Here is an 11,561-nt window from a genome sequence, read left to right as displayed (position 1 = left end):
GCAGGTCGTAGCTGGGTCTACGATGCCAAGTAGCGCCAACCCCCATCCCAACCTTCCCCCGCGGGCGGGGGAAGGGGCGATCGCCTCCCCTCCCGCGTGCGGGAGGGGATTGAGGGGAGGGCTGACGCTGCCGGGCTTTCTGGCAGCAACCCTTCGGGACGTCGGCATTTGGCCCTCCGGCTATGTCGCGCCGGAGGGCCAAATGCCATAGTCGCACCCATGATATTGATTGAGACAGCTTCTTAACCGCGCGGGTGATGCATGGCGTGCAGCTGCTTCAGCCGCTCGCGCGCCACGTGCGTATAGATCTGGGTAGTGGAAATGTCGGCGTGCCCCAGCAGCATTTGCACCACGCGCAAATCGGCGCCGTGGTTGAGCAGGTGGGTGGCGAAAGCGTGGCGCAGCGTGTGCGGCGACAAGGGTTTGCCAACACCGCCCGCGACGGCGCGGCGCTTGATCAGATACCAAAAACCTTGGCGCGTCATGGCCTTGCCGCGCGCGGTGACGAACAGCGCATCGCTCGGTCTGCCGTCAAGCAGCGATGGCCGCGCCTCGGCCAAGTAGCGCTTGATCCAGGCGATCGCCTCCTCGCCCAGCGGCACCAGCCTTTCCTTGCCGCCTTTGCCCATGACCCGCACCACCCCCATGTCCAGGCTCGCTTCCATCACTTTCATCGCCACCAGCTCGGACACCCGCAAGCCTGTGGCATAGAGTGTTTCCAGCATGGCCTTATCGCGCAGCCCGAGCGGATCTGGGGTATCCGGGATATTCAGCAGCGCCTCGACGTCGGCTTCGGTCAGACTTTTCGGCAGAGCCCTGACCTGCTTCGGCGAAGAGATGTTGAGCGTCGGGTCGGCATCGAGCCGGCCCTGGCACAACAAGTAGCGGTAAAACCGCCTGAGACTGGAAAGTTCGCGACTGGCCGTGCTGGCGCTGGTCTTAGCGACGTTGTACTGGTGCGACAGATAACCTTCCAGCTCGGCATGACCGGCATCGGGCAGCCCCTTGCCGCATTTTTCCTTTAGCCACGCGGCGAACTGCTGCAAATCGCGCCGGTAGCTTTCCAGGGTGTTGCGCGCCAGGCCGTCCTCCAGCCACAGCGCATCGCAGAACTCGTCAAGCAGGCTTTGATTGTCAGCGCTCATGCTGTAACAGCCAACGTTTGATCGCCAGCGAATCGCCGCCGGTGCTGTTCATGAACCCGCCCAGACCGTCTCGCGCCAGCACACGGTGGCAGGGGATGATCACGGGAATGGGATTGGCGCCGCAGGCTTGCCCCACCGCGCGCGGCGCGGAGTGGAGCAGCTTGGCCAACTCGCCGTAGCTTTGCGTCGAACCGCTCGGAATCTGCCGCAGCGCCTGCCATACCTTGGATTGGAACGCGGTGCCGTGCAACGCGAGAGGCAGGTCGAAGCGAAAAAGGGGATCGGCGAGATAGGCCTGCAACTGTGTGCAAACCTGTCTGGAAACAGCATCCTGCGGTTCCAGAACCGGGGTTCCAAGCGGCAGAAAATCAAGGGCGGTCAGTGCCGTGCCATCGGTCTTGATGCCGAGCACCGCAAACAGCGCAGGGAATCTCGCCTGGTAAGCCATTACTTCACAACCCCGCCGCAGACGGCGCTGATGAACAGGAAAAAAAGGGGGAACAGCATGACCAGATTGCGCATAACGTCATTCTAGCCGATCAAAATAACAAAGGCCACGAAGGCAATGCCTTCGTGGCCTTTGGACTACAGCGTATAGGCTTACTGTGCCGACTTCGCCGACTGAGTACGGGCGACCAGCTTTTCCTTGATACGTGCAGATTTGCCGGAACGCTCACGCAGATAGTACAGCTTGGCGCGGCGCACGTCGCCGCGGCGCTTCACCTCGATGCTGGCAATCAGCGGGGAGTGGGTCTGGAAGGTACGCTCCACGCCTTCGCCGTTGGAAATTTTGCGGACGATGAATGCGGAGTTGAGGCCCCTGTTGCGCTTGGCGATCACCACACCTTCAAAAACCTGCACCCGCTTGCGGGTACCTTCCACGACGTTGACGCCGACGATCACCGTGTCGCCCGGGGCGAAATCCGGGATGGTTTTGCCCAGGCGGGCGATTTCTTCCAGTTCCAGCTGCTTGATGATATCCATTTAAAACTCCTTGCTTCGTTATTTATTGGATTCCTGTTCCTGCTGGTTTTCTGCTTTAAATGCAGCCAGCAGCCCGGATTCCTCTTTTGTCAACTGACGGGCGGCCAATAAATCCGGTCGCCTCAACCAGGTCCTGCCCAACGCCTGCTTTAACCGCCAGCGTTGAATTTCTGCGTGGTGCCCGGACATCAGCACTTCCGGCACCGCCTCGCCCTGATAAACCTCGGGGCGGGTATAGTGGGGACAATCCAGCAGCCCGTCCACGAATGAATCCTGCACTGCCGATTCGGCATCGCCGAGTACGCCCGGTAACTGCCTGACGATGGCGTCGATCAGCACCATCGCCGCCAGTTCCCCGCCGGACAGTACGTAGTCACCGATCGAGATTTCCTCATCTACCTGATGGCGCAACAAGCGCTCGTCTACGCCTTCGTAACGGCTCGCCAGCAGCACCAAACCGGGCTCCCGGGTCAGCTCCATCACCCGCTGATGGGTAAGCACCTTGCCTTGGGGTGAAAGATGAATCACCCTCGGATTCGCCACACCGGCCTGCCTCTGCCGCTCTTTCGCGGCCAGGATCGCCTTTTCCAGCGGCTCGGCCAGCATCACCATGCCTGGCCCGCCTCCGTAGGGGCGATCATCCACCGTACGATAGTTGTCCTCAGTGAAATCGCGCGGATTCCACAACTGCAGCTGGAAACGCTCCTGCTCCAGCGCGCGCCGCGTGATGCCGTGTTTGGCAAGCGCGTCGAACATCGGCGGGAACAAGGTGATGACGTCGAAATTCAATAATCCGCGCCCCAGTCCACGTTGATCCGTCCCGCCGCCAAGTCGACTTTGAGGATGACCTGAGCGGTAAACGGGAGCAGCCTTTCGCGCTCCCCCTCTACCACTAGCACGTCGTTCGCGCCGGTTTCCAGAATATCCGCCACCTTGCCCAGCCCTTCACCCTGAACATTCACCACTTCCAGCCCGATCAGATCGGACCAGTAATATTCATTTTCCGCCGCTTCCGGCAGCGCTTCGCGCGGCACTGCGACTTCAAGGCCCTTCAGCGCCGCCGCGGCATCGCGGTCATTACACCCGTCCAGCCTGGCAACCAGGGTCTTGTGGTGGGCCTCCGTCTCCAGAACATTGACTTCGCGCCACTGCTCACCTCGCCCAAGATTCCAGACCGGAAAATCCAGCAGCCCGCCGATTTCTTCGGTAAACGGTTGCACCTTGACCCAGCCGAGGACACCGAATGGGGCGGCGATGCGCCCCATTACCACCAGATTTTTAGACCGCGGCACGCTTGACGAGTTTGGCCACAGCGTCGGACAGCAACGCGCCGTGCCCCTGCCAGTAGCTGATACGCTCGTTGTCGAGGCGCACAGCCTCCTGACCTTCACGCGCAACCGGGTTGTAGAAACCCACGCGCTCAATGAACCTGCCGTCACGGCGATTACGGGAATCAGCCACGACTACGTTGAAAAACGGGCGCTTCTTGGCACCACCACGGGCAAGTCGAATCACAACCATAATTAAATGTCACCCTTCAAAAATTCGGTCTAAAAAGCCGGCAATTTTACGCTAAGTTTTGGAATAAAAGCAAGAAACATTATTTGAGAGCTTGTCCGTAACTAATTCAGCCCCGCGTTGCTGCGTATCCGCGATGGATGCAAGACGCGAGGCGCCGCCCAATGTCATTCATTGGGCAAGGCTCGCAACGCAGCAGACGCGCGGATACGCAGCAACCCCGGGCCGGGGCCGATTTGAGCGCCCCCCTTTGTCGCAAGCCGCTTGTTGTGAATGACACAACCGCGCGTCTTGCTTCGCGGGCTGCATCTCAAATCGACCCCGGCGCGGGGCTGAATTAGTTACGGACAAGCTCTACATGCCGGGCAACATGCCTTTCATGCCTCTCATCATCTTCGCCATCCCGCCCTTGGCGACCATCTTCATCATTTTCTGGGTTTGCTCGAACTGGTTCAGCAAACGGTTCACCTCCTGCACCTGCACCCCGGCGCCAGCGGCGATGCGGCGCTTGCGCGCAGCCTTGAGGAGTGCCGGATTGCGGCGCTCTCCCGGGGTCATCGAGTTGATGATGCCCTCGATACGATTGATCGACTTGTCGTCCGCCATGCCCGCCGCTGCCTGCCCCATCTGTGCCGGCAACTTGTCCATCAGGGCGGCGACACCGCCCATTTTTTTCATTTGTTGCAGCTGCGCCTTGAAATCTTCGAGATCGAAATTCTTGCCGGACTTGATTTTCTTTGCCAGCTTGACCGCTTCTTCCTGGTCGACGCCGCGCTGGGCTTCCTCAATCAGGGACAATACATCGCCCATGCCGAGGATGCGCGACGCCATGCGCTCCGGATGGAAGGCTTCGAGGCCGCCAACTTTCTCGCCGACGCCGGCGAACTTGATCGGCTTGCCGGTGACCTGGCGCACCGACAGCGCCGCGCCACCGCGCGCATCGCCGTCGAGCTTGGTGAGCACCACGCCGGTCAGCGGTAACGCCTCGCTGAAAGCCTTGGCGGTATTGACCGCGTCCTGACCCTGCATGGCGTCGACCACAAACAGGGTTTCGATCGGCTTGAGCACTTCATGCAGGCGCTGGATCTCGGCCATCATGGCTTCGTCTATCGCCAGGCGACCCGCGGTGTCGATGATCAGCACATCGTGAAAATGCTTGTCGGCGTAATCCCGCGCCGCCAGCGCGATCTGCTCCGGGCTCTGACCCGCCTCGGCGGGAAAGTAATCCGTATCAATCTGCTGCGCCAAGGCACGCAACTGCTCCATCGCCGCCGGGCGGTAAACGTCGCAACTCGCCAGCAGCACTTTTTTCTTCATCTGCTCGCGCAGGTATTTGGCCAGCTTGGCCGAGGTGGTGGTCTTGCCCGCACCCTGCAGACCCGCCATCAGGATCACCGCAGGCGGTTGCGTCACGAAGTTGAGCGCGGCGTTCTGCCCCCCCATCAGCTTGGTCATTTCCTGATGGACGATGCCGATCACGGCCTGGCCCGGCGTCAGGCTGGCCAGCACCTCCTGGCCCTGTGCACGCTCCTTGACGTGGGCGATGAAATCCTTCACCACCGGCAAGGCGACGTCCGCTTCGAGCAGAGCCATGCGCACCTCGCGCAGGGCGTCCTGAATGTTGGCTTCTGTCAGGCGGCCCTGGCCGCGCAGGGTTTTGATTACGCCAGAAAGGCGATTGGTGAGATTGTCGAACATGGAGGCAAAATGTCCTGCTGAATGTTAATCCGAATTTGGATAGTGTAGACTTGGTGTTTAGAGAAACAATACGCCGACAAGTTTACAACACAATGAGCGGTTCACTCCATTTCCTCGCCTTTCTGCTTTACAGCGCGCTCGGTCTGCTTTTCTGGCGCTCGGTCTGGCGCCCCGCCGACCCGGAAATAGCGCAACACGCTGCCGAAACCTCGGCGGTCGGGCGTCTCGCCATACTGGTGCCACTCGCGCTGCATGGCGCACTGCTTTACCCCTCCCTGTTTCCCGGCGCAGGCCTGAACCTCGGCATCGGCAATACGGTATCGGCGATCTCCTGGCTCACCGTACTGGTCTACTGGCTCGCCAGCTTCCGTTACAACATGGAAGGCCTGCAAACGCTGGTATTGCCCGGCGCTGCAATCTGCCTGCTACTGCCGCTGGTTTTTCCGGAAGCGCACGCCATCGCCCATACCGAGCTACCGCTTTTCAAGGTGCACTTGCTGATTTCGCTGCTCGCCTACAGCCTGTTCACTATCGCGGCAGTGCACGCGGTGCTGATGGCCTTGGCGGAACGCCGTCTGCACGGCCACGCCCTGTCGCGCATCCTGGGGAAATTGCCGCCCTTGCTGGCGATGGAATCGCTGCTTTTTCGCATCATCACGGTGGGATTCGTCCTGCTCACCCTGTCTATCCTGAGCGGCGTGATGTTCTCCGAGGAACTCTTCCACAAACCCCTGCAGTTCAGCCACAAGTCGCTGTTCGCGCTGCTTTCCTGGGGTATTTACGCAGCCCTGCTGGGGGGGCGGCAAATTTACGGCTGGCGCGGTCGCACCGCCATCCTCTGGACGCTCGCCGGGTTTGCGATGCTGCTGCTGGCCTATCTCGGCAGCAAGTTCGTGCTGGAAGTGATTCTGCAACGCTGACCCAATTTGGGGATGAGTGATGGGTGATGAGAAAAGTCAAAAGCAATACCGTCGCCGATTTACCCATCACCTATCACCCATCACCCATCACGCTTTTTAAGGTTCTCTATCTTGGATGACATCTCAACCAGCCTGCTGCTTGTCACGCTGCTGCTGTTGCTGATCGGTTCCGGCTTCTTTTCCATCGCTGAAATCAGCATGATGGCGCTCAACCGTTACCGGCTAAAGCACATGGCCAAACGCGGCCACCGCGGCGCCAAGCTGACCATGCAACTGCTCGAAAAAACCGACAAACTCCTCGGCGTAATCCTGCTTGGCAACAACCTCCTCAACGCCGCCGCCGCCGCACTGGTCACCGTGATCACTGTCCGCCTGATGGGCGAGAGCGAATTCGCACTCACCATCGGCACCCTGTCCGTCACCTTCCTGATACTGGTGTTCAGCGAAATCACCCCCAAGGTGCTTGCAGCCGCCTATCCAGAGCGCATTGCGATACCCGCGAGTTACATCCTCGCGCCTTTGCTCAAGCTATTTTATCCAGTGGTCTGGTTCGTCAACCTGTTCGTTCGTTCCCTGCTCTGGCTGCTGCACCTGACCCCCTCCTCCGTCACCACCGCCCTCAACATGGAGGAGCTGCGCACGCTGGTGCTGGAAGCGGGCCATTACATTCCGCCCAAGCACCAAAGCATATTCCTCAACCTGTTCGAGCTGGAAAACGTCAGCGTGGACGATGTCATGATCCCGCGCAACCAGATCGAAGCGATCGACCTCGATGCGCCCGAAGAAATGATCCGCGAACAGCTAGCGACCAGCCACCACACACGGTTACCTGTGTACCGAGGGAGGCTGGACAATATCGTCGGCGTGATTCATATCCGCCATGTCCTGCACCAGGTTCGCAACAACGAGATCAACACCGAAATGCTGCAAGAGATTGTCCGCGAACCTTATTTCATCCCGGCAGGAACCTCGCTTTTTTCCCAACTGCAGCACTTCCAGGAAAATCGCCACCATATCGGCCTGGTGGTGGACGAGTATGGCGAATTGCTCGGGCTGGTGAGCCTGGAGGACATTCTGGAAGAAATCGTCGGTGAATTCGCCTCGCGCCCTACTGCCCACGGTGGCATCTACCCGCAGGACGATGGCAGCTGGCTGGTCGATGGCGGCTGCTCTCTGCGTGACCTGAATCGCAAGCTCAAGCTCAATTTACCGCTGGATGGCCCTAAAACCCTGAACGGCCTGATTCTCGAGCATTTCGAGGATATCCCGGAAGCGGGCACCAGCTTTAAAATTGACGGGCATACACTGGAAATCGTCCAGACTCAGGATCGCATCGTCAAAGTCGTACGTATTTTCCCGCTTTTATCCGCCTCGGAATAGACTCCGCCGCCTTTACAAAAAAATTTGCCAAGTGCATTATTGGCCTGTTTTTAATCCTTAAACGGACAACCCCAGATGGCAGCTGCAACAACTTCGACCAAGCTCAGCGGACTGGCCAACGCACTGGTACAAAGCGGACGCCTGCTGGAGGCCGATGCCGAAGCCATTCAGTCCCAGGCCGGCGCCAATGAGACCGGCTTTGTCGCCCAGTTGGTACAAAGCAAAAAAATGAGCTCTCTGGAAGTTGCAGAATTTGCTGCGCGGACATTCGGGTTCCCTCTGCTGGACCTGGCTGCCATCGATGTGAATCACCTGCCCAATGACGTGCTCGATGCCAAGCTGATCAGAAGCCGGCGCGTTCTGGCCCTGCAAAAGCGCGGCAATCGCCTGTTCATCGCCACCTCCGATCCAGCCAACCTGCGCGCCCTGGATGATGTACGTTTCAAAACCAGCCTCACGGTTGAACCGGTGGTGGTGGAGGACGACAAGCTCGGCATACTGATAGAAAAAATTGCCGAGGCCACCGACACTACACTACAGAATCTAGCCGGCGAAGACATCAACCTCGAATTCACCGACGATGAAGCACTGGCGCAGAAAGATGAGAGCGCCAGCGCAGAAATAGATGACGCCCCAGTCGTCCGTTTTCTCCAGAAAATCCTGCTGGACGCGATCAATGCCGGGGTATCCGATATCCACTTCGAACCCTACGAAAAATACTACCGTATCCGCTACCGCCTCGACGGCATCCTCTATGAAGCAGCGCAACCTCCCCTGGCGATCAAGGATAAACTCTCCTCCCGCATCAAGGTGATCTCCAAGCTCGATATTTCGGAGAAACGGGTGCCCCAGGACGGCCGCATGAAACTGGTGCTGTCCAAAAACCGCGCCATCGATTTCCGCGTCAGCACCCTGCCTACTCTGTACGGCGAGAAAATCGTGATGCGGATTCTCGACCCGACCATCGCCACGCTGGGAGTTGACGCATTGGGCTACGAGCCGGGCCAGAAAGAACTCCTGCTCAACGCCGTCCGCCGTCCCTATGGCATGGTGCTGGTGACCGGGCCGACCGGTAGCGGCAAAACCGTATCGCTGTATACCTGCCTGAATATCCTGAACGAACCGGGCGTTAACATCTCCACCGCGGAAGACCCTGCCGAGATCAACCTTCCCGGCGTCAACCAGGTCAACGTCAACGACAAGGCCGGACTGACTTTCGCTGCAGCACTCAAGTCCTTCCTGCGCCAGGATCCGGATGTCATCATGGTGGGCGAGATCCGCGATCTGGAAACTGCTGACATCTCGATCAAGGCAGCGCAAACCGGCCACATGGTCCTGTCCACCCTGCACACCAACGATGCGCCCGGCACCTTGACCCGCCTGATGAACATGGGAGTCGCCCCTTTCAACATCGCCTCTGCAGTAATCCTGATTACCGCACAGCGTCTGGCGCGGCGCCTCTGCAAGTGCAAACAGCCCATCGACATTCCCAGGGAGGCACTATTGCGCGCAGGCTATACCGAAGAAGATCTCGACGGCAACTGGCAGCCTTATGGCCATGTCGGTTGCGAAATCTGCAAGGGCACCGGTTACAAGGGGCGAGTCGGCATCTACCAAGTCATGCCGATCAGCGACGAAATGAGCCGTATCATCATGAAAAACGGCACCGCGCATGACATCGCCGACCAGGCAAAACGCGAAGGCGTACGTGATCTGCGTCAATCCGGCCTGCTCAAGGTGAAGGCCGGACTGACAACGCTGGAAGAAATCGAAGCCGTCACCAACGAGTAAAGGGATAAGCATGGAAGTCGCAAAAAAAAGGGCAGCAGTGAAAGACCTTCTCTTCGCTTGGGAGGGTACGGACAAAAAAGGCAAAACCGTAAAGGGCGATATGAGCGCACCGGGCGCGGCGGTAGTCCATACCATGCTGCGGCGCCAAGGCATCACCGTTCTCAAGGTTAAAAAACAAGGCGGCTTCAAAAAAGGCAAGAAAGTCACTGAAAAAGACATCTCCCTGTTCACACGGCAGTTGGCCGTCATGATGAAGGCGGGTGTGCCGCTGCTCCAGGCCTTCGACATTGTCGGCAAAGGGCACAGCAACCCATCCGTATCGCGGCTGCTTGGCAACATCAAGGCCGATATCGAAACCGGTAGCAGCATGAGCCAGGCATTCCGCAAATACCCTTTGTATTTCGACGCGCTGTACTGCAACCTGGTCAATGCTGGCGAACAGGCCGGCATCATCGACACGGTGCTGGATCGCCTCGCGACCTACAAGGAAAAGATCCTCGCCATCAAAGGCAAGATCAAATCCGCGCTGTTCTACCCGATATCCATCCTTGTTGTGGCTTTCGTCATCACGGCAATCATCATGATCTTCGTGGTGCCGGCGTTCAAGGAACTGTTCACCAATTTCGGCGCCGACCTGCCCGCTCCGACTCTGGTGGTGATGGCCATATCCGACTTTTTCGTTGCCTACTGGTGGGCGATTTTCGGTGTAATCTGGGGCAGTCTCCAGTTCTTTTTCTACACCTGGAAACGCTCGAAAAAGATGCAGTATTTCATGGATCGCTTGTCTCTCCAGCTGCCTGTTTTCGGCGCGGTGATCGAAAAAGCCACTATCGCGCGCTGGACTCGTACCCTATCCACCATGTTTGCCGCCGGCGTACCGCTGGTCGAGGCACTGGACTCGGTCGGCGGCGCTGCCGGCAACGCCTTGTATTTGGACGCCACGAAAAAAATCCAGAGCGAAGTCAGCACAGGCACCAGCCTGACCATGGCGATGCAGAACACCGATCTGTTTCCCAATATGGTGCTGCAAATGGTCTCCATCGGTGAGGAGTCCGGCGCCTTGGATGCCATGCTCTCCAAGGTGGCCGATTTTTACGAAGCCGAAGTGGACGACTCCGTGGACGCGCTTGCCAGCCTGATGGAGCCGATGATCATGGTGGTTCTGGGCACGCTGATCGGCGGCCTGGTCGTCGCCATGTATCTGCCGATCTTCAAGATGGGCCAGGTCGTTTAAAAACAAATGATCTTCGAACCCCTGCAATCCTCCCCTGCGCTGTACGTCGGTGGGGCCGCACTCCTCGGCCTGATGATCGGCAGCTTCTTGAATGTCGTCATCCATCGGATGCCCAGGATGATGGAGCGCGAGTGGCGCGAGCAATGCACCACCATGGACGGAGAAGGAGCCCCGCCCGCCGCACCCTACAACCTGGTTATTCCTCGCTCGGCCTGCCCGACCTGCGGTCACATGATTTCGGCATGGGAAAACATTCCGGTGATTTCCTGGCTGATCTTGCGTGGCCGTTGCGCGCACTGCAAGACCCCGATCAGCCCGCGTTACCCCATCGTCGAAGCCCTTACCGGCATCATCAGCGGATACGTCGCCTGGCATTTCGGCTTTGGGCCGGCCGCCCTGGCCGCCCTGCTATTCGCCTGGGCACTGATCGCACTGACCTTCATCGACTTCGACACCCAGTTGCTCCCGGACAGCATCACCCAACCCCTGATCTGGCTCGGTCTGTTGCTGAATCTCAACGTCTTCTTCACCGGCCTGGACTCCGCCTTGGTCGGGGCGGTGGCGGGCTACCTGACGCTCTGGTGCGTTTACTGGCTGTTCAAGCTGGTTACAAAAAAGGAAGGCATGGGCTACGGTGATTTCAAGCTGCTTGCCGCGATCGGCGCATGGCTGGGCTGGCAGATGCTGCCGCTGGTCATCCTGCTTTCTTCGCTGGTCGGTGCGGTGGTCGGCCTTTCACTGATCCTGTTCGCCGGCCATGGCCGCCAGATTCCGATCCCCTTCGGCCCCTACCTCGCGGGTGGCGGCCTGATCGCCCTGCTGTGGGGAAAGCAAATCACCCAGGCTTATCTCGGGCTTTAAGTCTCTTACTGAAAAAATGATGTCGAAATC

The 11,561-nt window shown here is 58.9% G+C and carries 12 protein-coding genes; 5 read left to right on the top strand and 7 right to left on the bottom strand.

The features are described from left to right. Positions 1-242: 242 nt before the first annotated feature. The 7 genes from xerD to ffh form a co-directional block, all read right to left on the bottom strand. Positions 243-1,145 carry a site-specific tyrosine recombinase XerD gene (gene xerD, locus VMV64_RS04060; protein WP_325328674.1) on the bottom strand — a complete coding sequence of 301 codons (903 nt, stop codon included), beginning with the start codon at positions 1,143-1,145 and terminating at the stop codon, positions 243-245. Further along, positions 1,135-1,593 (bottom strand): methylated-DNA--[protein]-cysteine S-methyltransferase, encoded by a 459-nt coding sequence (locus VMV64_RS04055; RefSeq protein ID WP_325328673.1) that lies wholly within the window; start codon positions 1,591-1,593, stop codon positions 1,135-1,137. The genes xerD and VMV64_RS04055 overlap by 11 nt, the downstream gene beginning before the upstream one ends. A 152-nt stretch (positions 1,594-1,745) precedes the next feature. Beyond that, positions 1,746-2,129: a 50S ribosomal protein L19 gene (rplS, locus tag VMV64_RS04050; protein WP_325328672.1), complete on the bottom strand. Its 384-nt coding sequence runs from the start codon at positions 2,127-2,129 to the stop codon at positions 1,746-1,748. Between the two features lie 18 nt (positions 2,130-2,147). After that, the gene (gene trmD / locus VMV64_RS04045) at positions 2,148-2,918 is read right to left on the bottom strand and encodes a tRNA (guanosine(37)-N1)-methyltransferase TrmD (RefSeq protein ID WP_325328671.1); all 771 of its coding nucleotides are present in this window, start codon (positions 2,916-2,918) and stop codon (positions 2,148-2,150) included. After that, positions 2,915-3,394 carry a ribosome maturation factor RimM gene (rimM, locus tag VMV64_RS04040; protein WP_325328670.1) on the bottom strand — a complete coding sequence of 160 codons (480 nt, stop codon included), beginning with the start codon at positions 3,392-3,394 and terminating at the stop codon, positions 2,915-2,917. Before rimM ends, trmD begins: the two co-directional genes overlap by 4 nt. Before the next feature lie 13 nt (positions 3,395-3,407). Then, positions 3,408-3,650 (bottom strand): 30S ribosomal protein S16, encoded by a 243-nt coding sequence (gene rpsP, locus VMV64_RS04035; RefSeq protein ID WP_325328669.1) that lies wholly within the window; start codon positions 3,648-3,650, stop codon positions 3,408-3,410. Positions 3,651-4,001: 351 nt separating this feature from the next. Next, positions 4,002-5,345 (bottom strand): signal recognition particle protein, encoded by a 1,344-nt coding sequence (ffh, locus tag VMV64_RS04030; protein ID WP_325328668.1) that lies wholly within the window; start codon positions 5,343-5,345, stop codon positions 4,002-4,004. Between the two features lie 92 nt (positions 5,346-5,437). On the opposite strand from ffh, the gene VMV64_RS04025 reads away from it, so the two are divergent. The 5 genes from VMV64_RS04025 (at position 5,438) to VMV64_RS04005 (ending at position 11,531) form a co-directional block, all read left to right on the top strand. Beyond that, a complete protein-coding gene (locus VMV64_RS04025) occupies positions 5,438-6,265 on the top strand; it encodes a cytochrome C assembly family protein (RefSeq protein ID WP_325328667.1) in 828 nt (275 codons plus the stop codon). Between the two features lie 111 nt (positions 6,266-6,376). Next, positions 6,377-7,645: an HlyC/CorC family transporter gene (locus VMV64_RS04020; protein WP_325328666.1), complete on the top strand. Its 1,269-nt coding sequence runs from the start codon at positions 6,377-6,379 to the stop codon at positions 7,643-7,645. 75 nt (positions 7,646-7,720) lie between these two features. After that, complete coding sequence (pilB, locus tag VMV64_RS04015; protein ID WP_325328665.1) at positions 7,721-9,436, top strand: type IV-A pilus assembly ATPase PilB; 1,716 nt, start codon at positions 7,721-7,723, stop codon at positions 9,434-9,436. A 10-nt stretch (positions 9,437-9,446) separates the two neighbouring features. Next, entirely contained in the window at positions 9,447-10,670 is a 1,224-nt protein-coding gene (locus tag VMV64_RS04010; RefSeq protein ID WP_325328664.1) for a type II secretion system F family protein, read from the top strand. A 6-nt stretch (positions 10,671-10,676) separates the two neighbouring features. Next, a complete protein-coding gene (locus VMV64_RS04005; RefSeq protein WP_325328663.1) occupies positions 10,677-11,531 on the top strand; it encodes an A24 family peptidase in 855 nt (284 codons plus the stop codon). Positions 11,532-11,561 lie beyond the last annotated feature (30 nt).

The organism is Sulfuricella sp. (assembly GCF_035531155.1).
Lineage (GTDB): Bacteria > Pseudomonadota > Gammaproteobacteria > Burkholderiales > Sulfuricellaceae > Sulfuricella.
Note: the sequence above shows the minus strand (reverse complement) of the source record. Positions and strands in the feature narration are given on the sequence as shown.

Coding starts and splice junctions, on each gene's coding strand:
- xerD (WP_325328674.1), bottom strand. CDS start 1,145: ATGAGCGCTGACAATCAAAGCCTGCTTGACGAGTTCTGCGATGCGCTG.
- VMV64_RS04055 (WP_325328673.1), bottom strand. CDS start 1,593: ATGGCTTACCAGGCGAGATTCCCTGCGCTGTTTGCGGTGCTCGGCATC.
- rplS (WP_325328672.1), bottom strand. CDS start 2,129: ATGGATATCATCAAGCAGCTGGAACTGGAAGAAATCGCCCGCCTGGGC.
- rimM (WP_325328670.1), bottom strand. CDS start 3,394: ATGGGGCGCATCGCCGCCCCATTCGGTGTCCTCGGCTGGGTCAAGGTG.
- rpsP (WP_325328669.1), bottom strand. CDS start 3,650: ATGGTTGTGATTCGACTTGCCCGTGGTGGTGCCAAGAAGCGCCCGTTT.
- ffh (WP_325328668.1), bottom strand. CDS start 5,345: ATGTTCGACAATCTCACCAATCGCCTTTCTGGCGTAATCAAAACCCTG.
- VMV64_RS04025 (WP_325328667.1), top strand. CDS start 5,438: ATGAGCGGTTCACTCCATTTCCTCGCCTTTCTGCTTTACAGCGCGCTC.
- pilB (WP_325328665.1), top strand. CDS start 7,721: ATGGCAGCTGCAACAACTTCGACCAAGCTCAGCGGACTGGCCAACGCA.
- VMV64_RS04010 (WP_325328664.1), top strand. CDS start 9,447: ATGGAAGTCGCAAAAAAAAGGGCAGCAGTGAAAGACCTTCTCTTCGCT.
- VMV64_RS04005 (WP_325328663.1), top strand. CDS start 10,677: ATGATCTTCGAACCCCTGCAATCCTCCCCTGCGCTGTACGTCGGTGGG.